Raw genomic sequence first — 24,847 nt, 5'->3', positions numbered from 1 at the left:
ATCACGCGCCCCGGAACCCCTCACACCTCACAGCCGTCTGGTCCTCCAGGAGGCCCCATGGACCGGCGCGCGCTGCTCACCACCGCTGTAGTTCTCACCGCTGCCGCCTGCACAGGCAAGGACGGCAACGGAGCGAACGCGGCAACCACCACCACATCGACCCGACCCTCGCGGAGCGGACCGGCGACGACCACGTCGGCTGCCGCGGCACCCGACTGGAACGCGCTCGCGCGCGGGCTCGACGGGAAGCTCATACGCCCCGGGGACGCCGCGTACGCGAGCGCGCGGCAGCTCTACAACACACGCTTCGACTCGCTGAAGCCCGCGGCCGTCGCGTATGTCGCGGGCGAGGACGATGTCAAGGAGTGCCTCGCCTACGCCAAGGCGCACCGCACGCCCGTCTCCATACGCAACGGCGGCCACTCCTACGCCGGTTGGTCCTCGGGCAACGGCCGGCTCGTCATCGACGTGTCCTCGCTGAACCGGGTCGGGTCGGACGGCACCATAGGCGCCGGCGCCAAGCTGATCGACGTGTACAGCGCCCTCGGCAGCGGCGGCCGCACGATCCCCGCGGGCTCCTGCCCCTCTGTCGGGGTTTCGGGGCTCACCCTCGGCGGCGGGCACGGCGTCACCTCGCGTGCGTACGGTCTGACCTGCGACAGTCTCACCTCCGCCACCATCGTCACGGCCGACGGCAAGGTGCTGACCGCGAGCGCCACCCAGAACAAGGACCTCTTCTGGGCGCTGCGGGGCGCGGGCAACGGCAACTTCGGGGTCGTCACCCGGCTCCGTTTCCGTACGCATCCCACGCCCCCGACCGTCACCGCCTATCTGACCTGGCCCTGGTCGAAGGCCGCGGCCGTGCTGGCCGCCTGGCAGAAGTGGGGTCCTGAGCAGCCCGACGAGATCTGGTCGTCCGCGCATCTGGCCGCCGGTCCCGGCGGCACGCCCACGCTTTCGGTCGCCGCGTTCTCCCTCGGCAGCGAGAGCGATCTGCGCAACGCGCTCGACCGCCTCGCCGACCGGGCGGGCTCGCCCGCGCGCCATGTCTCGGTGCGCCGCCGCGGCTATCTCGACGCGATGCTCGGCTATGCGAACTGCTCGACGCTGAGCCGGGACCAGTGCCATCTGCCCGGCACCACTCCGGGCCGTAGCAAGCAGGGTGCGCTGCAGCGCGAGACGTACGCCGCGGCCTCCGACTTCTTCGACCGCGAGCTCTCCCCGGCCGGGCTGCGCGCGCTGATCTCGGCGGCCGAGGCGTTCACCCGGATCTCACCCTCCCAGGGCGGGGGCGGCGGCTCGATCGCGCTGACGGCGCTCGGCGGAGCGGTCAACCGGGTGGACCCGCTGGCGACGTCGTTCGTTCACCGGCGCTCCAGGGTGCTGGCCCAGTACATCGGCGCCTGGCGGGCCGGCACGGCGGGCTCCGCCCAGCAGGCCTGGCTGAAAGGCGCTCATGCCTCGATGCGCCGTTACGCGTCGGGCGCCGCCTACCAGAACTACATCGACCCGACGCTGACCGACTGGCGCCGGGCCTACTACGGTCCCGCGGCCGACCGGCTCACGCGGCTGAAGAAGCAGTACGACCCGGACCGGGTCTTCACCTTCCCGCAGGCCCTGTAGTTCAGGCGGCGAGGCAGGCGAGGCAGGTCGGACAGGTCTGGCGGCTCAGGCCGCGAGGCCGTTCTCGCCGGTGCCCGGACCCCCGGTCCTGGGCTCGGGGATGCCGAGCGCCTCGGGCCGCCCGGCCCGGGACGCCACCGCGCGCTTCGACCGTACGAGCCGGCCGATCCGCTCCGACGTGGCGACCGCCGACACCACCGGTGTCAGCAGCGCGAGGGCGAGCGGCGCGAGCAGCAGCGCCACCGCCGTGCCGAGCGCGAATCCGCCGACGACGTCGGTCGGATAGTGCACGCCCATGTAGACCCGGCAGAAGCCCTCGGCGAGCGCGAGACCGATCGCGGCAAGACCGAACCTGCGGTGCGCGACGAAGAGCCCGGCCGCGATCGCCATCGCCATCGTGGCGTGGTCGCTGACGAAGGAGTAGTCGCTGTTCCCGGACACCAGGACCTCGATGCCCTGGTGGTCGCGGAAGGGCCGCGGTCTCTCGACGAACCCGCGGATGGGGATGTTGATCAGCAGCGCGATACCGGCGGCGAGCGGCGCCCAGATCAGCGCGGCGACCGCGCCGACCGAGTCCTCCGTGGTGCCGCGCCGGCGCACGCTCCACCAGCACCACAGGACGACAAGGACCATCGCGAGCATGATTCCGTACTCGCCGACGAACGCCATGGTGCGGTCGAGCCACGACGGGGCGTCCTTGGCCAGGCCGTTGATGTCGTAGAGCAGGCTGAGATCGGGATCAGACCCGCCCCTTGACTGCGTCAGGGGGAACCCCAATGCGAGTCCAGCCATCTGCTGCGGCCCCTTGCCTTGTGCCTGGTGTGACGCACCTTCCGGGTGCGCCGCCTCTACCAACCCCCGTGATCAGTGCGGTGTCTCCTGCATGGTCAGTGCGGCTGTCTCCATCCAGGGAACGGCCCGTTCCTCATGTACGTTCCACTCTCCACCGAACGATCACCATGACGTTATCGAAGAGTGACACGTCGTCGCAGTTCAGGGCTTTGGCGTAGCAGAGAGTTCCGGCCACGTCCGATGCCGCGTCAGGCTTCCGGGAGGGCCGTCGGCAGCGCTTTCGCGCCATCCTTGGTGACCCTCGTCGCACCGAAGTAGTCCGGGCTGTCGATCTTGTCGAAGCGGATCACGGCTCCGGTGTACGGGGCGTTGATCATGTACCCGCCACCCACATAGAGCCCGACGTGCCGGATCGCCCGCGAGTTGGTGAGGTCGTCGGAGAAGAAGACGAGATCGCCGGGCAGCAGCTCGTCGCGCGACGGATGCGGTCCCGCGTTGTACTGGTCGTTCGCGACGCGCGGCAGCTCGATGTCCACCGTCCGGTACGCGGCCTGCGTCAGCCCGGAGCAGTCGAAACGTCCGCCCTGCTCAGGCGTGCCGTTGCCGCCCCACAGATACTTCGTGCCGAGCCTCTGCTGAGCGAAGTAGATCGCCCCGGCGGCCTGCCGCGACGGCTCGACACGTCCGACGGGCCGGGCGAAGCTCTTCTCCAGGGTGCGGATGACCTTCACATAGTTCTGTGTCTCGCGGTAGGGCGGGACACCGCCGTACTTGATGACGGCGTACGCGCCGGCGTTGTACGCGGCGAGCATGTTGTCGGTCTGGTCACCGGGCGCCTTTTTGACATATCCGGCCAGTTCGCAGTCGTACGAGGCAGCAGACGCAATCGCGTCGGCCGGATCCCATACGTCGCGGTCCCCGTCCTTGTCCCCGTCGATACTGTGCGCCGCCCAGGTGCCCGGGATGAACTGCGCGATGCCCTGGGCCGCCGCCGGGCTCTGCGCCTTCGGGTTCCAGCCGCTCTCCTGGTAGAGCTGGGCGGCGAGCAGAGCGGGGTTGATGGCGGGGCAGAGGTTGCCCCACTTCTGCACGAGCGGCTGATAGAGCGCGGGCACGGCACCCTTGGCCAGCCCCACCGCCCGCCCGCCGCCCGCACCGCCCATGAGCCCGGCGGCCGCGGAATAGGTCCCGACGACGAGCAGCGCGACAAAGCTCAGGCACAGCCCGATCCCCACCCCACTGGCCATCCAGACTTTCCGCACGCCCTCAACCCTCCCCCATCCGCACCGTGTTACTGCCCCTATTTCGCCCGCGCGCCTACGGTTTGCGCCCCACGCCGCCGAACATGGCCACCTCGCCGGGCTCTTCGCCGCCGGCGGTCTCCGGCCGCCAGCGCGAACACGACACCAAACCGGGCTCCAGCATGTCGAGCCCGTCGAAGTACCGGGCGAGCTGCCGCGGGGTGCGCTGGGTGAGCCTGGGCGTACCGTGCTCGTTCCAGAACGCGACGGCGGCGTCCACATCGGGCATCGCCGGACTGGTGATGGTGTGTGAGAGGACGAGATGACTGCCGGCGGGCAGCGCGTCCATGAGACGGCGGACGATGCCGTACGACTCCTCGTCGTCCTCGATGAAGATCACCACGCCGAGGAGCAGCAGCGCGACGGGCTGCGAGAGGTCGAGTGTCCCTGCGGCGCGCTCGATGATCGTGCCGACGTCGCGCAGATCGGCGTCGAGGTAGTCGGTGCGGCCCTCGGGCGTACTGGTGAGCAGGGCGCGGGCGTGCGCGAGGACGAGGGGGTCGTTGTCCACGTACACGATCCGCGCCGCCGGATCGACGCGCTGAGCCACCTCGTGGGTGTTGTCGGCGCTGGGCAGCCCGGTCCCGATGTCGAGAAACTGCCGGATCCCCACCTCCGCGGCCAGATGACGCACGGCCCGCCCCAGAAACAGCCGGTCCGCGACGGCGTAGTCACCGATGCCGGGATGAAGCCCGCGGATCTGGTCACCGGCCTCGCGGTCGACCTCGTAGTGGTCCTTGCCGCCGGTCCAGTAGTTCCAGATGCGGGCGGTGTGCGGGCGGCTGGTGTCGATCCCGGCGAGTAAGTGCGCGTTGTCGGTCACACGGTCCAAGATAACCAACTTGGCGCAGAGCGGCTTGTGTTGGGGCCGCCGGTTTCGCCACCCCGGCGGGGCGGACCGCCCGCAGGCGTGCGGGTCCGGTACTCGGCGGACCTGAACTCAGCCCCACTGACAATCCTCTTCCCGCACGCATTCCACCCACAGAAGCTTGCCGCCCTGCTGGAGCGGACAGGCACCCCAGCTGTCCGGACACAGCTCCACGAGGTACAGCCCCCGCCCGCGCTCGGCTTCCGCGCAGGGCGGGCTGAGCCCGCCTTTGAAGGGCAGCGGGATCTCCGGAAGCGGGGCGATACTCAGCACCACCCCAGCCCGCCGTCGCGGCCCTGGCACGCGCCCTCAAAGGGAACCGTGGCTGACGTCCCCACGGACGCCTTCGTACTCGGCGTCCGAGCGGGCGAGTTCGACCATTTCGCGGAGCTGGACGGACAGCGCCCCGCAACCCCCTGAGTGCGCTCCCTTGTGCTCGGCCGCGACCCACACCGCCCCAAGGTGCAACAACGACAGTCATTGCCCGGAGTCACCCTCCGTGATACACAGAGTGACCATACGCACTCCCTCGCATCGAACCGGTCCCGTGCCCGTCACAGGTCAAGACGGCAGGATCGGTCATCCGTTCGGAGATCGGGCAAAGAGACCGGCCAAGTCGGCTTACGCGGGCGATTTCATCAGCGAAGATAGAACGACGGCCCATGCCGAGGGGCAAGGGCACTGAACAACCCAACAGGGGCGGTGAGTTACATGATCCTGGCAGCCGAAAAGGGCGACATCACCACCATCATCGGCGGAATCGCCCCGAACTGGGGACCTTTCGGGAGCCTGGGGAACGAAGCTCGAGTGATGATCGAGGTCGTGATGGCCGTGGCCATCCTTCTGTGCCTCGGCATCGCGATCTGGGGCGCGGCCAAACAGCGCATCGGAGCGACGGCGCTGCGCGACACTTTCAGCGCGGAGCAGGGCAAAGGCCTGATCGTCGCCGGACTGACCGGCGTCTTCATCATCGGGTCACTGGGGACCTTGTTCACCATCGTGTACGGGATGGCTGTCTAGCCGCCCGCCGTCCTCTCCGGGCGTGCCCGGGCCCACCCTTTGAGGTTGCGTCTCCCTGATGTCGAGTCACCACACCACGCCCACGCGGGAAGCAGCACGACTACCGTCGTACTACGTGTCGGACCACGCGTCGTACCGCCCGTCGTACTTCGCGGAACTGCAAACGGTTGAGGGGGCGTACGCCAGATGAGCCTCGGCGACGAGCACGGCCACGGCGGCGAGCCGGGAGGCCGCCCGGACGAGAGCTTCGGCGGATCGGGCCAGACCCGCACCAGACTCCCCGGCGGCGGCGACGCGGACGTCTACGGCGGCGCGCGCAAGCCTGTGCGGAACTCACGCTCCCTGATCACGGTCGTGGGTGTGGTGGTGCTGCTGATCGCGGCGATCGCGTTCGCCAACCGGGGCGGAGGCGATGACGCCGCGTCGGGCAACGGCACGGAGGCGGCGGGGCCGGGGGCTGAGCCGACGGCGGCGACGGGGGTGAAGCCGGTGAAGGGGAAGGCCGGGGGGATTCCGTCGGGGTATGCGAAGGATGAGCAGGGGGCGCAGAGCGCGGCGGCGAATTACGCGGTGGCGCTGGGCTCTGACGGTATGTTCAACAAGGCCCGCCGCGACGAGATCGTGAACGCTGTCTACGCGCCCGAGGTCGCCGCCGCCCGCCGTGGTGACCTGGACAAGGTCTACTCCGGTACGAAGTTCCTCACCAGCATCGGGCTGAAGCCAGATGGCACGGCCCCGGCCGGGATGACCTTCATCACGCGCTTCAACCCCGTCGGTTCAAAGGTGGAGAACTTCGGCGCCGACAAGGCGACCGTCTCCGTCTGGTACTCCGCCCTCTTCGGTCTCGCCGGCGAGGGCTCCACGAACCCCGTCTCGGAGAGTTGGTACACCAACACCTTTGAGCTGAAGTGGGTCAACGGGGACTGGAAGATCACCGACTTCACGCAGAAGGACGGACCCGTACCCGTGGGCCGTGACCAGGCCGCGTCCGGCGCCAAGGAGATGGCCGACGCCGTGCAGCAGTTCGGAGGGTTCACGTATGCCCGATAGTCGACGTCGTGCCCTCGCGATCACAGCCGCAGTGACCGGCCTCCAGGCCGCCGCCGTCCTACTCGCGACCCGCGCCTTCGCGGCGCCCACGCCAACGCCAACGCCTGGCAAGAGCAACGACCCCTGCGACCTCATCCGCGGCCCCGCGAGGGACTACTGCGACAAGGGCGAACCCGGCGGCGCCCCCCGTACCGGCCCCACCGACCCCGCCGACGCCCTCGACCCCCTCGCCTCCCTCGCCCGCGGCTGCGCCGACGCCGCCGTCTGGACCGTCGACACCCTCTCCAAGGCCGTGAAGTCCACCGCGACCGTCGACTTCACCAACACCGCGTTCCTCTCCCAGTACGCCATCGTCTTCGCCGCCGCCACCATCCTCACCCTCGTCCTGTGGCTCCTCGCCGTCGCCAAGCGCGCCATCCGCGGCGTCCCCCTCACCACCGCCATCTCCGAAGCCATCGGCTTCCTCTGGCTCACCGTCCTCGCCTCCGCCTTCACCCCGCTGATCCTCTACACCCTCGTCTCCGCCACCGACGGAGTCACCGAGGTCATCGCAGGCGGTACCAGCGGTCAGACGGACATGTTCTTCGGGAACTTCTCCGCCGCTCTGAAGAAGGGCAACGACATCGGCGGCGGGCCGATCATGCTGATCGTCGTCTCGCTCGTCACGATCCTCGCCGCGGGTGTTCTCTACCTCGAGCTGTTCATCCGCGCGGTCCTGCTCTACATCGGCGCGCTCCTCGGAGTCGTCGTCTACGCCGGGCTCGTCGACAAGAACATGTGGGGCCACGTCCGCCGCTGGGCCGGGATCATGATCGCGATCATTCTGGTCAAGCCCGTCATCGCGATCGTCCTCGGACTCGCGGGCGCGCTCTCCGCCGACAAGGGCCCCGATTCCTTCTCGGCCGTCGTCTCGGGGCTGGCGATCATCCTGCTCGCCATCTTCGCCTCGGCGATGATCTACCGCTTCGTGCCCGGCTTCGGCGACGAGATCGTCGCCTCCCGCAACAACCGCTTCCAGAGCGGCGCCGAGAACGCCGCGGCCGCCGTCATCAGTTCCCCCGCCGCCCTTGTCTCCCAGGGCATCAAGACCCACAGCAGCCGCGGCAACCAGCGCGCCGGCGACGGAGGCGGCAACAGCGCCCCACGCCCCGCCAACCCCATCAGCGGCGGCGTGGCCGCCCACAGCAGCCGGCCCTCCTCAGGGGGAGGCGGCGGCGGATCTGTCCCCTCCGCCGCGCCCCCGCCCCGTAGCAGCAGTCCCAGCACCAGCACCCCGCACAGCAACCGCAAGAGCACAGGAGGTGGAGGGCGTTGACGACCCAGTCCCAACCGATCACGCCCCGCCGTACGTATCTGATCGGCCGGGCCCGGCCGAACGCGATCGTCGGCAAGAACCGCGAGACCGGCGAGATCGCCCTGATCATCGCCGGCGCGTTCCTCGGCATGATGAGCGGGCTGCTGGTCCCCGTCCTGTCCCTGCGGATCGTGCTGCTGATGGGCTTCCCGCTCCTCGCTCTCGCCGCCGTGTACGTGCCGTACAAGCACCGCACCTTCTACAAGTGGTTCGAGATCAACCGCAGCTACAAGCGCACCCTGCGCCGGGGCACCCTCTACCGTTCCTCCGCCGCGGAGGCGGGCATCCGCCTCGACGGCCGTGAGATCGAGATCGGCCCGCCCCCCGGCATCGGCCGGATCAACTGGCTCGCCGCCCCCTTCGGCCCCGACGAGATCGCCGTGCTGCTGCACGCCGACCGCCGTACCGTCACCGCCGCCATCGAGATCGAGGGCCCGGGCGTCGGACTGCGCGACAGCGAGGACCAAGAGGCCCTGGTCGACCGTTTCGGCACGCTCCTCAAGCATGTGGCCAACGGCGACGGCTTCGTGACCCGCCTTCAGATGCTCGCCCGCACCCTGCCGGCCGACCCCGACGCGCACGCCAAGGACGTCGCCCAGCGTGGCGACCAGCAGTCGCCCGGCTGGCTGCGTGATTCGTACGACCAGCTCCAGTCCATGGTGTCGACGTCGAGCGAGCAGCACCGCGCGTATCTCGTCGCCTGCATGCACTACTCCCGCGAACTGGCCGCCGAGGCCCATGCCATGGCCCGTGCCGCCGGGCACTCCACCGGTTCGACGGCGCGCAAGCTGGACAAGGACGCCGGTCTCGCCGTCGTCATGGCCCGCGAGCTCACCGACATCTGCGCCCGCCTCGCGGAGGCCGACATCCGGGTCCGCCAGCCGCTCGGCCAGGGCCGGCTCGCCTCGCTCGTCCACTCGATGTACGACCCCGACCACCCCATCGACCACATCCAGGCGATGACGAAGCGGAACGCCTGGCCCGCCGAGCTCGACGCCATGCAGCCCACCTACCTCCAGGCGAAGACCCGCGAGTCCTCCACCCGCGCGCCCTGGTGCCACTCCACCGCCTGGGTGAAGGAGTGGCCGATGACCCCGGTCGGCGTGAACTTCCTGGCCCCGCTGCTCGTTCACACCCCCGATGTGATCCGTACGGTCGCGGTCTGCATGGACCTGGAGCCCACCGAGGTCGCCATCGAGCGGATGCTCACCGAGAAGACGAACGACGAAGCGGACGCGAGCCGCGCCGCCAAGATGAACCGGACCGTCGACCCGCGCGACATCGCCGCGCACGGTCGGCTCGACCAGAGGGGTGAAGATCTCGCCAGCGGTGCGGCAGGTGTCAATCTTGTCGGGTACATCACAGTGTCTTCGCGGTCGCCGGAGGCGCTGGCACGCGACAAGCGGACGATCAGGGCATCGGCCGGCAAGTCGTATCTCAAGCTGGAGTGGTGCGACCGCGAGCACCACCGTGCCTTTGTGAACACCTTGCCGTTCGCGACCGGCATCCGACGCTGAACGAGAGGGCAGTCCGCCATGCGAGATCCGCTGTCCGTCTTCACGGATGCCTTCACCTCCTTCCTCTTCGGGAAGGTGGAGTCGACCCGCCTGCCGGTGCGTACGTCTACGGGCCAGGCGCAGGCCGTGTACCTGCCCACCGCAGCTCCGGGCCTCGGCGACTCGGGCGTGATCATCGGCCGTGAGGTGTACAGCGGAAAGGGCTATATCTACGACCCCTTCCAGCTCTACGGCCAGCAGTTGCCGGCCCCCCACTGGCTGGTCCTCGGCGAGTCCGGAAACGGCAAGTCGGCCCTCGAGAAGACATACGTCCTGCGGCAGTTGCGCTTCCGCGACCGTCAGGTGGTCGTGCTGGACGCGCAGGGCGAGGACGGGGTGGGCGAGTGGAATCTCATCGCCCAGGAGCTGGGGATAACTCCCATCCGGCTCGACCCGATGACGGCGCTGGACGGCGGCATCCGCCTCAACCCGCTGGACCCGGCGATCACGACGACCGGCCAGCTGGCGCTCCTGAGGACGATCATCGAGGTCGCGATGGGGCACGGCCTGGACGAGCGCTCCGGCTTCGCACTGAAGGTGGCGCACGCTTACGTCAACGAGACGATCCTCGAACGTCAGCCGGTGCTGACCGACATCGTGGACCAGCTGCGCCACCCGGAGCCGGAGTCGGCGGAGGCGATGAACGTCGACATAGACGACGTACGGGCCTGGGGCCTGGATGTCGCGCTCGTACTGGACCGGCTGGTCGACGGTGACCTGCGGGGGATGTTCGACGGCCCGACGACGGTCGGCATCGACCTGGACGCGCCACTGATCGTCTTCGACCTCTCCCACATCGACCGGAACTCCATCGCGATGCCGATCCTGATGGCGATCGTGGGAGTGTGGCTCGAACACACGTGGATCCGTCCGGACCGGAAGAAGCGGATCTTCCTGGTCGAGGAGGCGTGGCACATCATCAACTCGCCGTTCGTGGCCCAGCTCTTCCAGCGGCTGCTGAAGTTCGGCCGCCGACTGGGTCTCTCCTTCGTCGCGGTCGTCCACCACCTCTCGGACGTGGTGGACGGCGCGGCCGCGAGGGAAGCGGCGGCCATCCTCAAGATGGCGTCCACGAGGACGATCTACGCCCAGAAGGCGGACGAGGCGAGAGCGACGGGCCGCGTCCTGGGGCTTCCCCGCTGGGCCGTGGAAATCATCCCGACCCTGACCCCGGGTATCGCGGTCTGGGACGTCAACGGCAATGTCCAGGTGGTCAAACACCTGGTGACGGAGGCGGAGCGACCACTCGTCTTCACCGACCGGGCGATGACGGAGTCGTCGGGGCCTGCGTTGCCCGAGGACGTGGCGGCCGCGGAATGGGAGGCGGAGCAGCGCGCGGCCCTGATCGAGCGGCAGCAGCAGCTGGACGAGTCCTCCGAGTCGACGGTGGCATGACATGCGCGACCGCCGATACCGGCCCGAGGAGGAACGAGGCATCCCGGACGGCCTGTTGGTCGGCCTGCTCGCCTTCCTGCTCGGCCTGACACTGCTGGTCTGGACGGCCACCGGCCTGGCGGGCGTTCTGTCCCACGGCGCGTGGCCGACGGGCGTCGCCTTCACGAACACGCCACTCGCGATGCGCGCGCTGGCGTCCAAACCGCACGACCTCGCCTCGGCGTGGCCGGAGACCCCGCCGGCGGAGCTCTCGGGCTACGGGTTGTTCTGGGGCCTGGCGATCGGCGAGCTGATGATCCTTGTGGTCCTCACGATCTTCACCCTGGGCACGCTGGCACGCTGGCGCGCGGTCCGCCGGTCGAAGACGGCGGGCAGCGACCGTGCGAGCGGCGCGTACGGGGGCTACGCCCAACAGCCTGCCCCCCGGCCGGAGTCGAGACACGGCGAGCGGAGCGGGGCGGGGTGGGAGCAGGACACGGGCAGCAGCGGCGCGTACGCGACCCCGGCCCCCGGCCGGCCCGCGGCGAGGGACGCGTATGCGGGCAGCGCCCAACAACCCGGCGCCCCCACCGCGGTCGGCGGCGAAGCCGCGGGCCCAAACACAGGCAACCCCCAACAGCCCGGCGCGCACGCCCAGTCGGGGACCCACGGCGCACGCACGGAGGCGTACGCGGGCACCGCCGAGCAGCGCGGCCCGGGGGCACCCGGCGACACCGGGTGGCCCGCCGGTGGGGGCAGCGGCGCAGCCGTGAGCCCGCCCCACGGGGCCGCAGGCCCCGACTCTCCTGCCGAGCAAGGGGCGAGCGGGCGGAACCCCCACGCCCCCAGCCCCGGCACCGGGACGGCCACAGGTACCAACGTTCCCGCCCCCCGCACCACCCGCCCCGCCCGACTCCTCTACGGTGACCCCGCGACCCGCCGCCCCTCAACCGTCCAGGCCGTCCTCGACGCCCAAGGCCCCGCCCTCGTCGTCACCTCCGACCCCACCGTCTGGGCCGAGACCAAGGACGCCCGGGCCAAGCTCGGCCCCGTCCTCGTCTACGACCCCGGGCACCTGTGCGACACCCCGGCCCGCCTCCACTGGTCCCCCACCGCGCACTGCGAGGACCCCGCCACGGCACAGGAACGCGCCACCGCCCTCCTCGCCCCCGTACGTCCCCGCGCCCTCCTCGACGCCGCCATGGCCGACGCTGCCGAAACGCTCCTGCGCTGCTGGCTCCACGCCGCGGCCGTGGACGGACGCCCGTTCAAACAGCTCCACCGCTGGGCCCAGGGCGGCAGCGCCCATGACGCCGTACGCATCCTCCGTACGCACCCCAAGGCCACCTCCGGTCTCGCAGGCCTCCTGGAGTCCGCGCTCACCGCCCACCCCGAACGCCGGGAAATCGCCCAGCAGTTGGTCGTACGCGCCCTCTCGTCCCTCTCCTCGATCCACATCCGCGAGGCGTGCACCCCGAACCGAGCGGATTCGCTCAGCTTGGAATCATTCGTAAACGAAGGGGGCACGCTCTATCTGGTGGGTGAGTCCATCGAGGACCCCAGAACCCACCCAGGCGCGATGCCACTGCTCACCGCACTGGCTTCAGACGTGGTCGAGCACGGCCGCCGCATGGCCGCACGGTCATCCGACGGTCGGCTCGACCCACCAATGACGCTCGTCCTCGACGACGTCGCAGCGGTGGCTCCGCTTCCCCGGCTGCCGGAGCTGCTGGCAACCGGTCAGGACCAGGGACTTCCGACCCTGGTCCTGCTCCGCTCCGCCGAACAGGCCCGCGCACGCTGGCCGGAGCCGCTCCCGCAGTAGCCGCCGTCCGCGGCCTCCTACCGCAGGATCTCCAGCTCCAGCTCCCGTGCCGTGTCATCGCCCGGCACGGGCACGGAGTCCCCGCTCGCCACAAACCCGAACCGCCGGTAGAACGCCGCAGCCCGCTCATTGCGCTCGTGCACGTACAGCCGCACCCGCTTCACCGGCGGCCCGGCAAGTTCCCACGACCAGTCCAGAGCGGCCCGGAACAGCGCATCCGCCACCCCCGCCCCCCGCGCCTCGGGCCGTACGAACACACCGACCAGATGCGTCTGGTCGGTCTTCGCGGCCTCCCCGAACCGCACCTCGCCGGCGGGCCGTTCGACGAGCGCGGTGAGCGTCCCGTCCCACCGCCCGTCCGGCGCCTCGGCGATGAACTGCTGCGCCACGACCCCTTCCGCAGCGGTCGCCGTTCGGTCCTGCCAGAACCCGTCGGGCCGCTCGACGGCCTGCTCGTACGTCTCCAGAAAGGCGATGGGCGCGGCGGGGTCCTGCAGGGCGGAGAGCCGGAGCTCCCGGGCCTTGGCCCACTCCTCGGCGCCTACGGGTCGAATCACATAGTCCATCCCCCGATACTGACGGCGCCGCCCGCCGCTGAGCAACGCGGTATCGCCGCGAGAGACAGGGGACAGAGGGACAATCGGGCCCTGAACGCAAAAATGCCTCAACCCCCGGACAGAGTCCGGGGGTTGAGGCTAAAAATTGTTCGGCGGCGTCCTACTCTCCCACAGGGTCCCCCCTGCAGTACCATCGGCGCTGAAAGGCTTAGCTTCCGGGTTCGGAATGTAACCGGGCGTTTCCCTAACGCAATGACCACCGAAACACTGTGAAGATATCGATTCCGGAATCCCCCTGTGACCGTGGGGGGACTCGACAGTTCGTTACTTCAGAACTGACACAGTGGACGCGAGCAACTGAGGACAAGCCCTCGGCCTATTAGTACCAGTCAGCTCCACCCCTTGCGGGGCTTCCACATCTGGCCTATCAACCCAGTCGTCTACTGGGAGCCTTAACCCCTCAAAGGGGGTGGGAGTCCTCATCTCGAAGCAGGCTTCCCGCTTAGATGCTTTCAGCGGTTATCCTTTCCGAACGTAGCCAACCAGCCATGCCCTTGGCAGGACAACTGGCACACCAGAGGTTCGTCCGTCCCGGTCCTCTCGTACTAGGGACAGCCCTTCTCAAGACTCCTACGCGCACAGCGGATAGGGACCGAACTGTCTCACGACGTTCTAAACCCAGCTCGCGTACCGCTTTAATGGGCGAACAGCCCAACCCTTGGGACCGACTCCAGCCCCAGGATGCGACGAGCCGACATCGAGGTGCCAAACCATCCCGTCGATATGGACTCTTGGGGAAGATCAGCCTGTTATCCCCGGGGTACCTTTTATCCGTTGAGCGACGGCGCTTCCACAAGCCACCGCCGGATCACTAGTCCCGACTTTCGTCCCTGCTCGACCCGTCGGTCTCACAGTCAAGCTCCCTTGTGCACTTACACTCAACACCTGATTGCCAACCAGGCTGAGGGAACCTTTGGGCGCCTCCGTTACCCTTTGGGAGGCAACCGCCCCAGTTAAACTACCCATCAGACACTGTCCCTGATCCGGATCACGGACCCAGGTTAGACATCCAGCACGACCAGAGTGGTATTTCAACGACGACTCCACCTGAACTGGCGTCCAAGCTTCACAGTCTCCCACCTATCCTACACAAGCCGAACCGAACACCAATATCAAACTGTAGTAAAGGTCCCGGGGTCTTTCCGTCCTGCTGCGCGAAACGAGCATCTTTACTCGTAGTGCAATTTCACCGGGCCTATGGTTGAGACAGTCGAGAAGTCGTTACGCCATTCGTGCAGGTCGGAACTTACCCGACAAGGAATTTCGCTACCTTAGGATGGTTATAGTTACCACCGCCGTTTACTGGCGCTTAAGTTCTCAGCTTCGCCACACCGAAATGTGACTAACCGGTCCCCTTAACGTTCCAGCACCGGGCAGGCGTCAGTCCGTATACATCGCCTTACGGCTTCGCACGGACCTGTGTTTTTAGTAAACAGTCGCTTCTCGCTGGTCTCTGCGGCCACCCCCAGCTCACTGTGCAAGACAGATCACCAGTGATGGCCCCCTTCTCCCGAAGTTACGGGGGCATTTTGCCGAGTTCCTTAACCATAGTTCACCCGAACGCCTCGGTATTCTCTACCTGACCACCTGAGTCGGTTTAGGGTACGGGCCGCCATGAAACTCGCTAGAGGCTTTTCTCGACAGCATAGGATCATCCACTTCACCACAATCGGCTCGGCATCAGGTCTCAGCCTCAATGTGTGACGGATTTGCCTATCACACGGCCTACACCCTTACCCCGGGACAACCACCGCCCGGGCTGGACTACCTTCCTGCGTCACCCCATCGCTTACCTACTACCACCTCGGTTCGGCGGCTCCACCACTCCCCTTTGCCCGAAGGCTCCGGGGCGGCTTCACGGCCTTAGCATTAATGGGCTCGATACTGGGCGTTTCAAAGCGGGTACCGGAATATCAACCGGTTGTCCATCGACTACGCCTGTCGGCCTCGCCTTAGGTCCCGACTTACCCTGGGCAGATCAGCTTGACCCAGGAACCCTTAGTCAATCGGCGCACACGTTTCTCACGTGTGTATCGCTACTCATGCCTGCATTCTCACTCGTGAACCGTCCACCACTCGCTTACGCGGCGGCTTCACCCGGCACACGACGCTCCCCTACCCATCCCAGCGGGCGTTGGCCCTCATGCTGGAATGACACGACTTCGGCGGTACGCTTGAGCCCCGCTACATTGTCGGCGCGGAATCACTTGACCAGTGAGCTATTACGCACTCTTTCAAGGGTGGCTGCTTCTAAGCCAACCTCCTGGTTGTCTCTGCGACTCCACATCCTTTCCCACTTAGCGTACGCTTAGGGGCCTTAGTCGATGCTCTGGGCTGTTTCCCTCTCGACCATGGAGCTTATCCCCCACAGTCTCACTGCCGCGCTCTCACTTACCGGCATTCGGAGTTTGGCTAAGGTCAGTAACCCGGTAGGGCCCATCGCCTATCCAGTGCTCTACCTCCGGCAAGAAACACACGACGCTGCACCTAAATGCATTTCGGGGAGAACCAGCTATCACGGAGTTTGATTGGCCTTTCACCCCTAACCACAGGTCATCCCCCAGGTTTTCAACCCTGGTGGGTTCGGTCCTCCACGAAGTCTTACCTCCGCTTCAACCTGCCCATGGCTAGATCACTCCGCTTCGGGTCTTGAGCGCGCTACTAAACCGCCCTGTTCGGACTCGCTTTCGCTACGGCTTCCCCACACGGGTTAACCTCGCAACACACCGCAAACTCGCAGGCTCATTCTTCAAAAGGCACGCAGTCACGACGCACAGAGTAAACTCTGCGCGCGACGCTCCCACGGCTTGTAGGCACACGGTTTCAGGTACTATTTCACTCCGCTCCCGCGGTACTTTTCACCATTCCCTCACGGTACTATCCGCTATCGGTCACCAGGGAATATTTAGGCTTAACGGGTGGTCCCGCCAGATTCACACGGGATTTCTCGGGCCCCGTGCTACTTGGGTGTCTCTTAAACGAGCCGCTGATGTTTCAGCTACGGGGGTCTTACCCTCTACGCCGGACCTTTCGCATGTCCTTCGCCTACATCAACGGTTTCTGACTCGTCTCATCGCCGGCAGACGATGACAAAGAGATCCCACAACCCCGTATGCGCAACCCCTGCCGGGTATCACACGCATACGGTTTGGCCTCATCCGGTTTCGCTCGCCACTACTCCCGGAATCACGGTTGTTTTCTCTTCCTGAGGGTACTGAGATGTTTCACTTCCCCTCGTTCCCTCCACACTGCCTATGTGTTCAGCAGCGGGTGACAGCCCATGACGACTGCCGGGTTTCCCCATTCGGAAACCCCCGGATCAAAGCCTGGTTGACGGCTCCCCGGGGACTATCGTGGCCTCCCACGTCCTTCATCGGTTCCTGGTGCCAAGGCATCCACCGTGCGCCCTTAAAAACTTGGCCACAGATGCTCGCGTCCACTGTGCAGTTCTCAAGCAACGACCAGCCACCCACCACCCCGTCGACAAGCAACGAGTTCACTGGGGCCGGCATCGCGAAGGTCCAGACGTTTCAGTCCGTACCCTCAGACACCCAACAGCGCGCCCGGCACGACCAGTCAAGAAGTCACGTTCCACGCCGAAGCAGTACTAGTGATCCCAACTCATCGTGCCGAATAGTCAACGTTCCACCCATGAGCAACCAGCATCGGACGTACGCCGATGTACTGGCCTCTGACCAGACCGGGGTCTGGTGAGAAGTGCTCCTTAGAAAGGAGGTGATCCAGCCGCACCTTCCGGTACGGCTACCTTGTTACGACTTCGTCCCAATCGCCAGTCCCACCTTCGACAGCTCCCTCCCACAAGGGGTTGGGCCACCGGCTTCGGGTGTTACCGACTTTCGTGACGTGACGGGCGGTGTGTACAAGGCCCGGGAACGTATTCACCGCAGCAATGCTGATCTGCGATTACTAGCAACTCCGACTTCATGGGGTCGAGTTGCAGACCCCAATCCGAACTGAGACCGGCTTTTTGAGATTCGCTCCGCCTCGCGGCATCGCAGCTCTTTGTACCGGCCATTGTAGCACGTGTGCAGCCCAAGACATAAGGGGCATGATGACTTGACGTCGTCCCCACCTTCCTCCGAGTTGACCCCGGCAGTCTCCTGTGAGTCCCCATCACCCCGAAGGGCATGCTGGCAACACAGAACAAGGGTTGCGCTCGTTGCGGGACTTAACCCAACATCTCACGACACGAGCTGACGACAGCCATGCACCACCTGTATACCGACCACAAGGGGGGCACCATCTCTGATGCTTTCCGGTATATGTCAAGCCTTGGTAAGGTTCTTCGCGTTGCGTCGAATTAAGCCACATGCTCCGCTGCTTGTGCGGGCCCCCGTCAATTCCTTTGAGTTTTAGCCTTGCGGCCGTACTCCCCAGGCGGGGAACTTAATGCGTTAGCTGCGGCACCGACGACGTGGAATGTCGCCAACACCTAGTTCCCAACGTTTACGGCGTGGACTACCAGGGTATCTAATCCTGTTCGCTCCCCACGCTTTCGCTCCTCAGCGTCAGTAATGGCCCAGAGATCCGCCTTCGCCACCGGTGTTCCTCCTGATATCTGCGCATTTCACCGCTACACCAGGAATTCCGATCTCCCCTACCACACTCTAGCTAGCCCGTATCGAATGCAGACCCGGGGTTAAGCCCCGGGCTTTCACATCCGACGTGACAAGCCGCCTACGAGCTCTTTACGCCCAATAATTCCGGACAACGCTTGCGCCCTACGTATTACCGCGGCTGCTGGCACGTAGTTAGCCGGCGCTTCTTCTGCAGGTACCGTCACTTGCGCTTCTTCCCTGCTGAAAGAGGTTTACAACCCGAAGGCCGTCATCCCTCACGCGGCGTCGCTGCATCAGGCTTTCGCCCATTGTGCAATATTCCCCACTGCTGCCTCCCGTAGGAGTCTGGGCCGTGTCTCAGTCCCAGTGTGGCCGGTCGCCCTCTCAGGCCGGCTACCCGTCGTCGCCTTGGTAGGCCATCACCCCACCAACAAGCTGATAGGCCGCGGGCTCATCCTTCACCGCCGGAGCTTTCAACCCCCAAGATGCCTCGGGAGGTGGTATCCGGTATTAGACCCCGTTTCCAGGGCTTGTCCCAGAGTGAAGGGCAGATTGCCCACGTGTTACTCACCCGTTCGCCACTAATCCACCCCGAAGGGCTTCATCGTTCGACTTGCATGTGTTAAGCACGCCGCCAGCGTTCGTCCTGAGCCAGGATCAAACTCTCCATGAATGTTTACCCGTAATCGGGTCGAACACCACAAGAGCGGGACGACCGGTCGGAATAAGACCGATCGTCCACAGCGTCCTCGCTGTGTCATTGCCTGCCCGCCACAAAGGACCGACAGGACTTTCAAAGGAACCTCAACCCACCGAAATGGGCCGGGGTTGTCAATCTGGCGTTGACTTTTGGCACGCTGTTGAGTTCTCAAGGAACGGACGCTTCCTTCGTACTCACCCTCACGGGCTTTCCTCCCGGGCGCTTCCCTTCGGTCTTGCGTTTCCGACTCTATCAGACTCTTTCGTGTCCGATTCCCCGTCGGCGGGGCTCGCTTTCCGGCCTTTCGGCTTTCCGGCGATTCCGACTCTATCAGATCCTTTCGGGCCTGATTCCCGGTCGAACTCGGGTTGTCATTCCGGCCGTTGGGCCGTTCCGACGCCCAAACTCTAGCGGATTTCTCAGGCGACTCATAATCGAGTCTTCGAAATGAATTTCGGCATGCCGAAATTCGTTCCCGGCTGGGAGATCGTGCTGAGTTGGGTTGCCGCGTTCGCGGCGGGAGTGGCTGTCGCAGAACCGTTCCGGCCCCGTGACAACTCGAAGAACTTTACGGACTGGTGAAGGGTGTGTCAACTCCAGCCCTCAGGGCGCCGACCAGCGTTCTAGTCCAGGTCGGTGAGCCTGCCGCCGGCATCCGGCTGGGCGTGTTCGACGCGGCGCAGGACACGGATCAAGAGCTCGCCCAGCACGCCCCGCTCTTCCGCCGAGAGGTCCCGGAGCAGGTCCTCCTCGAAGTCCGTGGCCATGCGCATCGCCTGCTGCCACTTCGTACGGCCCTCGTCCGTCAGCTCCACGATGACGCGCACCCGGTTGTTCTCGTCGCGGTCGCGCGTGACCAGGCCCTCGGCCGCCATGCGGTCGATGCGATGGGTCATCGCGGCCGGCGTGAGGCCCAGTCGCTTGGCGAGCTCGCCCGGGCCCATCCGGTAGGGGGAGCCCGCGAGGACCAGGGTCTTGAGGACTTCCCACTCGGCGCTGCTGATACCGAGGTCGGCGACCTGGCGGCCGTAGGCGACGTTCATCCGGCGGTTGAGGCGGCCCAGGGCCGAGACGACCTTCTCGACCTGCGGGTCCAGGTCACCGAACTCGCGCTGATAGGCCGCGATCTGTTCGTCGAGGCTCGGCTCCTGGAGGGCGGGGCCGGGCACCTCGGGGCCTGGGCCCTCTGGGGTCTCGGTTGGCATGGGCTGAAGTATCGCACGGCGGAGTTGGCCTTGAAGTCCTTCGATGTGTATTGTTCAGGATCTAACTTTAGTGTTGAAGTCTTCAGACTTCAGCCCTTCAGCTCCAAGATGACCAGCACGATCAAGACCTCGAGGCAGGTGAGTGTGACCAGGGCGATGGGCGCTGCGATGCGCCGGATTCAGACGGGGAACGCGCTGAGCGCGTTCGGACTCGGCTTCACCGTTCCGTATCTCTACGTCTATGTGGCGCAGGTGCGGGATCTGGGCGCGACGACGGCGGGGGTCGTCCTCGCGGTCTTTGCGATGGCCGCGCTCGTCGCCCTGCCCTTTACCGGGCGTGTCATCGACCGGCGCGGGCCGCTGCCCGTGCTGATCGGGGCCGCAGTACTCGCCTCCGTGGGGGCGGCGTCCATGGGGCTGTCGGCGAACGTGCCGACCGTCGTCCTGTCCGCCGCGCTGCTCGGGGCCGGTACGGCCGTGATGCAGCCCGCCCTCGCCACGATGATCGTCTGGTGCTCGGACACCTCCACCCGTACGCGTGCCTTCGCCATGCAGTTCTTTCTGCAGAACCTGGGGCTCGGCATCGGCGGGCTGATCGGCGGGCACATCGTCGACGAGAGCCGCCCGGGCAGCTTCACCCTGCTGTTCGGCATCGAGGCCGTGATGTTCCTGGTGCTGGCGGGCATCGTGCTCACCGTGCGGCTGCCGCGCTCGCTCGCGCTCCAGGAGGCACGGCCCGCGAACACCGAGGCCAAGGCCAGGGGCGGGATGCGCGCCGTCTTTGGGCACCGGGCGATGGTGCAGCTGTGCGTGCTCGGGTTCGTCCTCTTCTTCGCCTGCTACGGACAGTTCGAATCGGGTCTTGCCGCGTACGGAACCGAGGCCGCCGGGATCCAGCCCGCGACGCTCGGGACGGCACTGGCCGCCAATACCGCGGTGATCGTGGTCGCGCAGTTCGTGGTGCTGAAGTTCGTCGAGCGCCGCAGCCGTACGCGCGTGATCGCGGCCGTCGGGCTGATCTGGACCCTCGCGTGGATCACCGCGGGGTACGCGGGCCTCGGGCACGGGAGCCAGGCGATGGCGACGGCCGCGTTCATCTCGGCGTACGGCATGTTCGGGCTCGGTGAGGCGATGCTGTCGCCGACCGTCGCGCCGCTTGTCGCCGACCTGGCGCCGGAGGCGATGGTCGGGCAGTACAACTCCGCATTCGCCCTGGTCAAGCAGCTCGCGCTGGCGGTCGGTCCGGCCGTGGGCGGGCCCATGGGGGCCGCGCTGCACGGTCCGTACATCGTGACCTTCGTGCTGTTCTCACTCGGTATCAGCGTGCTGGCGCTGCGGCTGGGCAGGCAGCTGACCGCCGTACAGGACAAGCCGTCTCTCGTGTCGAGGTCGCGGGTCGTGGCCCAGCACAAGCCTTCCGAGCAGCTCGAAGCCGCCGCCTAAGCGGGCAGGGCGAACTCGCACCACACCGCTTTGCCGCCGCCCGGAGTGCGGCGGCTGCCCCAGGACGAGGCGATCGTCGCGACGATGGAAATCCCGCGGCCCGCCTCGTCCTCCGTTTCCGCGCGGCGGCGGCGCGGGAGGTGATCGTCGCCGTCCGTCACCTCGATGATCAGGCGGCGGTCGGTGCGGCGGAGTCTGAGGCGCATGGGCGGGGTGCCGTGCTGGAGGGAGTTGGCGACCAGTTCGCTGGCGGCCAGCACGCCCAGGTCGTGCAGCTCGGGCGAGAAGCGCCAGGAGGCCAGGACACCGGAAGCGAAGGCACGCGCGCGTGGTGCCGCTTCGACGCCGCCGAGCAGTTCGAGGGCGGCGTTGTGGAAGAGCTCGGCCGACGCGCCCGTACGCGTGGGGTGCTGGACGACCAGTACGGCCACGTCGTCGTCGTGTTCCGCGGTCACTCCCAGGGAGCGGATCAACCGGTCGCAGACCACCTGCGGGGCGCCGGTCGCTCCGGACAGCGCGCGCTCCAGCGCGGCCACGCCCTCGTCGATGTCCTCGCCGCGCCGCTCGATCAGACCGTCCGTATAGAGAACGGCGCTGGAGCCGGGCGGCAGGGCGATGGTGCCCGAGGTGTGGAGCCAGCCGCCCGTGCCGAGCGGGGGGCCAGTCGGGTCCTCGGCGCGGCGGACCGTGCCGTCCTCGTCCCGCACGAGGATCGGGAGGTGGCCGGCCGATGCGTAGACGAGCCGGCCTTCGTTCGGATCGTGGACGGCGTAGACGCAGGTGGCGATCTGGCTGGCGTCGATCTCGGAGGCCAGGCCGTCGAGCAGCTGGAGCACTTCGTGCGGCGGCAGGTCGAGGCGGGCATAGGCCCGAACGGCGGTGCGGAGCTGGCCCATGACGGCGGCCGCGCGCACACCGCGGCCCATGACATCGCCGATGACGAGCGCGGTGCGTCCGGCGCCGAGCGTGATGACGTCGTACCAGTCGCCGCCGACCGCGGCGTCCGTGCCGCCCGGTTGGTATGTGGCGGCGATACGCAGATCGTCGGGCTGCTCCAACTCCTGCGGGAGCAGGGATCGCTGGAGGGTGACAGCCGTCTCGCGGTGGCGGCGCTCGCTTGCGCGCAGCCGCTCGGCGGCCTCCGCGTGGTCGGTCACGTCGGCGGCGAAGACGAGGACGCCGCCGCCTTCCTTCGGGCTCTCGGCGGGCAGGCAGCTGACGGTGTACGAGCCGCCCCCGCGCACCTTGCGGGACTTGACCGTACGGGGCTTGCCGCTGCGCAGCACCTGGTCCATCAGCGGCAGCAGGCCGAGCTCGTCGAGCTCGGGGCAGGCGTCGGCCGCCGCGGCACCCGTCCGGCGGGGGCCGAAGGCAGCGGCATAGGCGTCGTTGACATACGCGACGCGGTGCTCGGGGCCGTGGACGAGGGCGACCAGGGCGGGGAGAGGGCCGAGGATCTCCCGTACGGAGAAGTCGTCGAGCGCGGGGACGTCGGGCAGGGACTCCGGCTGCTGTTCAAACTCGCCGCGGGCCGCGGGCACGGAGCCTTCCCCTCGCTGGGCGGGGGAGATCCCGTGGTCGGTCCTCCGCGCTGCGACGCGACGCTGCGTACCGGGGAGCCTTGCGCTCCAACGCGTGAAGTTCACTGACTTTCTAGCCTCAATGGTTGTCGCCAAGGGTCACTCTGTGCAGGTGTGAGCCCACCTATGGTCACACGTCCAGTGTGACCGACCGGACTGACAGTCCTTGTTGTCTACTTCCCGCCGGGGCCCTTGCCCGGTCGGTTGTGCGGTCCGCTGTCGGGACCGCTGTGCGGCGCGTGTTTCGACGGAGTGTCAGGGCCGTGCCCCGGGCGTTTGCCGGTGCCGCCCGCGGCGAGTTCGAATTCCGCGCGCGGGTGCTCCAGCGAGCCGAGGGAGACGATCTCGCGCTTGAAGAGCCCGGCCAGGGTCCACTCGGCGAGCACTCGTGCCTTGCGGTTGAAGGTGGGCACACGGCTGAGGTGGTACACGCGGTGCATCAGCCAGGCCGGATAGCCCTTGAGCTTGCGGCCGTAGACATGCGCGACGCCCATGTGGAGGCCGAGCGATGCGACGGATCCGACGTACTTGTGGGCGTACTCCTTGAGGGGTTCGCCGCGCAGCGAGGCCACGATGTTGTCGGCAAGGACCTTGGACTGGCGCACGGCGTGCTGGGCGTTGGGCGCGCATTCTTTGCCCGGTTCTCCCCCAGAGCCTTCGGCCTGGGAGGTGCCCCCAGCGGTGACGTCGGGGACGGCCGCGGCGTCGCCGGCCGCCCAGGCGTGCTCCACGCCGACGACGGTGAGCCGGGCGGTGCACCTGAGGCGGCCGCGTTCGTTGAGGGGCAGATCGGTGGCGGCCAGGAGTGGCGCCGGCTGGACGCCCGCGGTCCACACGACGGTGCGGGTGGGAAAGCGGCTGCCGTCGCTGAGGACGGCGATGCGGTCCTCGCAGGAGTCCAGGCGTGTTTCGAGGCGTACGTCGATATTGCGCGAACGCAGCTCGCGGACGGCGTACTTGCCCATCTCCTCGCCGACCTCGGGGAGGATGCGGTTGCTGGCCTCGACGAGGATCCACTTCAGGTCGTCGGCCTTGACGTTGTGGTAGTACCGCGCGGTGTAGCGGGCCATGTCCTCCAGCTCGCCGAGTGCCTCGACGCCCGCGAAGCCCCCGCCGACGAAGACGAAGGTGAGTGCGGCGTCACGGATCGCGGGATCGCGGGTGGAGGAGGCGATGTCCATCTGCTCGATGACGTGGTTGCGCAGGCCGATCGCTTCCTCGACGGTCTTGAAGCCGATGCCGTGGTCGGCGAGACCGGGGATGGGCAGGGCACGGGAGATCGATCCGGGCGCGATGACGAGTTCGTCGTACGTGATCTCCACAGCCCCGGTGCGCTCTTCGGCGGTCGCGAGGGTGGTGACCGTCGCCGTGCGCTTGGCGTGGTCGACGGCCTTGGCCTCACCGATGAGGATCTTGCACTTGTCGAGCACGCGCCGCAGGGGAACGACGACATGCCGGGGGGAGATGGAGCCGGCCGCCGCTTCCGGGAGAAAGGGCTGGTACGTCATGTACGGATCGGGCGTGATCACGGTGATCTCCACCTCGCCCCGCGCGAGCTCCTGTTTCAGCTTCTGCTGGAGCCGCAGTGCCGTGTACATCCCGACGTAGCCGCCGCCGATGACGAGAATGCGCGTTCCCGGCGGGGGGCCGGGGGTCGTCCCCCGGGAGTTAGAGGCCTTCACCATCCCATGACGCAACGGCCTCAGGCGTTTGTCCACAGCCCCGGCAAATTGTGTGACGGGAGGCTTTGCGCCAGTGCGCGCGGGAGCGGGGCCGCGTGGCGGGGAAGGTGCGCAGGTCAGGGCATATGAGGGGGGTGGCGCGAGGGGGCGTAATAGGGAACGTTCCGGTCCTTGCTCCGATCGGGGGGCGCTCCGTGCGGAACTACCCCCTTCTGAATTGACCCTGGCTCAACTATGTTCGTACCTCGTCGGGGTGCCCGGACTAGGCACGCCGGCG

At 67.2% G+C, this 24,847-nt stretch carries 15 protein-coding genes and 3 rRNA genes; 8 read left to right on the top strand and 10 right to left on the bottom strand.

The genetic code is table 11. From position 1 onward, the window contains the following. Positions 1 to 57 precede the first annotated feature (57 nt). Positions 58 to 1,623 (top strand): FAD-binding oxidoreductase, encoded by a 1,566-nt coding sequence (locus tag OG905_RS21650; protein ID WP_328675430.1) that lies wholly within the window; start codon positions 58 to 60, stop codon positions 1,621 to 1,623. A 45-nt stretch (positions 1,624 to 1,668) separates the two neighbouring features. Here the strand turns inward: OG905_RS21650 and OG905_RS21645 are convergent, their stop codons facing one another. The 3 genes from OG905_RS21645 to OG905_RS21635 form a co-directional block, all read right to left on the bottom strand. Continuing rightward, positions 1,669 to 2,415 carry a phosphatase PAP2 family protein gene (locus tag OG905_RS21645; RefSeq protein ID WP_328675429.1) on the bottom strand — a complete coding sequence of 249 codons (747 nt, stop codon included), beginning with the start codon at positions 2,413 to 2,415 and terminating at the stop codon, positions 1,669 to 1,671. Positions 2,416 to 2,663: 248 nt separating this feature from the next. Next, a complete protein-coding gene (locus OG905_RS21640) occupies positions 2,664 to 3,662 on the bottom strand; it encodes a C40 family peptidase (RefSeq protein ID WP_328675427.1) in 999 nt (332 codons plus the stop codon). 70 nt (positions 3,663 to 3,732) lie between these two features. Further along, a complete protein-coding gene (locus OG905_RS21635) occupies positions 3,733 to 4,548 on the bottom strand; it encodes an SAM-dependent methyltransferase (protein ID WP_443043966.1) in 816 nt (271 codons plus the stop codon). Positions 4,549 to 5,295: 747 nt separating this feature from the next. Between OG905_RS21635 and OG905_RS21630 the strand changes: the two genes are divergently transcribed. From OG905_RS21630 to OG905_RS21605, 6 genes are all read left to right on the top strand, one after another. Further along, the gene (locus tag OG905_RS21630) at positions 5,296 to 5,604 is read left to right on the top strand and encodes a hypothetical protein (protein WP_142217964.1); all 309 of its coding nucleotides are present in this window, start codon (positions 5,296 to 5,298) and stop codon (positions 5,602 to 5,604) included. Positions 5,605 to 5,790: 186 nt separating this feature from the next. Then, a complete protein-coding gene (locus OG905_RS21625; RefSeq protein ID WP_328675414.1) occupies positions 5,791 to 6,654 on the top strand; it encodes a hypothetical protein in 864 nt (287 codons plus the stop codon). Continuing rightward, complete coding sequence (locus tag OG905_RS21620) at positions 6,644 to 7,969, top strand: hypothetical protein (protein ID WP_328675412.1); 1,326 nt, start codon at positions 6,644 to 6,646, stop codon at positions 7,967 to 7,969. Before OG905_RS21625 ends, OG905_RS21620 begins: the two co-directional genes overlap by 11 nt. After that, positions 7,966 to 9,525, top strand: a complete 1,560-nt coding sequence (locus tag OG905_RS21615; protein ID WP_328675410.1) for an SCO6880 family protein — start codon at positions 7,966 to 7,968, stop codon at positions 9,523 to 9,525. The genes OG905_RS21620 and OG905_RS21615 overlap by 4 nt, the downstream gene beginning before the upstream one ends. Positions 9,526 to 9,543: 18 nt before the next feature. Next, complete coding sequence (locus OG905_RS21610) at positions 9,544 to 10,959, top strand: ATP-binding protein (protein WP_328675409.1); 1,416 nt, start codon at positions 9,544 to 9,546, stop codon at positions 10,957 to 10,959. 1 nt (position 10,960) lies between these two features. Continuing rightward, entirely contained in the window at positions 10,961 to 12,763 is a 1,803-nt protein-coding gene (locus OG905_RS21605) for a type VI secretion protein (RefSeq protein ID WP_328675407.1), read from the top strand. A 17-nt stretch (positions 12,764 to 12,780) separates the two neighbouring features. Here OG905_RS21605 and OG905_RS21600 read toward each other — a convergent pair whose 3' ends face one another. The 5 genes from OG905_RS21600 to OG905_RS21580 form a co-directional block, all read right to left on the bottom strand. Further along, positions 12,781 to 13,329: a GNAT family N-acetyltransferase gene (locus OG905_RS21600; RefSeq protein ID WP_328675405.1), complete on the bottom strand. Its 549-nt coding sequence runs from the start codon at positions 13,327 to 13,329 to the stop codon at positions 12,781 to 12,783. Between the two features lie 138 nt (positions 13,330 to 13,467). After that, a 5S ribosomal RNA gene (rrf, locus tag OG905_RS21595) occupies positions 13,468 to 13,584 on the bottom strand. A gap of 95 nt (positions 13,585 to 13,679) precedes the next feature. Next, positions 13,680 to 16,802, bottom strand: a 23S ribosomal RNA gene (locus OG905_RS21590). A gap of 306 nt (positions 16,803 to 17,108) precedes the next feature. Next, positions 17,109 to 18,633 (bottom strand): 16S ribosomal RNA (locus OG905_RS21585). The 16S, 23S and 5S rRNA genes sit together here, the layout of an rRNA operon. A gap of 650 nt (positions 18,634 to 19,283) precedes the next feature. After that, positions 19,284 to 19,865, bottom strand: coding sequence for a MarR family winged helix-turn-helix transcriptional regulator (locus OG905_RS21580; RefSeq protein ID WP_328675403.1), 582 nt, complete (start codon positions 19,863 to 19,865; stop codon positions 19,284 to 19,286). 156 nt (positions 19,866 to 20,021) lie between these two features. Here OG905_RS21580 and OG905_RS21575 point away from each other — a divergent pair, with 156 nt between their 5' ends. Further along, on the top strand, positions 20,022 to 21,308 hold the full coding sequence (locus tag OG905_RS21575; RefSeq protein WP_328682508.1) for an MFS transporter: 1,287 nt from the start codon (positions 20,022 to 20,024) through the stop codon (positions 21,306 to 21,308). Here OG905_RS21575 and OG905_RS21570 read toward each other — a convergent pair. Then, positions 21,305 to 22,954, bottom strand: coding sequence for an ATP-binding SpoIIE family protein phosphatase (locus OG905_RS21570; RefSeq protein ID WP_328675402.1), 1,650 nt, complete (start codon positions 22,952 to 22,954; stop codon positions 21,305 to 21,307). The genes OG905_RS21575 and OG905_RS21570 overlap by 4 nt on opposite strands. Positions 22,955 to 23,061: 107 nt before the next feature. Beyond that, positions 23,062 to 24,573 (bottom strand): NAD(P)/FAD-dependent oxidoreductase, encoded by a 1,512-nt coding sequence (locus OG905_RS21565; RefSeq protein WP_328675399.1) that lies wholly within the window; start codon positions 24,571 to 24,573, stop codon positions 23,062 to 23,064. Positions 24,574 to 24,847: the final 274 nt, after the last annotated feature.

It is taken from the genome of Streptomyces sp. NBC_00322 (genome assembly GCF_036147535.1).
Lineage (GTDB): Bacteria > Actinomycetota > Actinomycetes > Streptomycetales > Streptomycetaceae > Streptomyces.
This window is presented reverse-complemented; position numbering and strand designations above follow the sequence as displayed.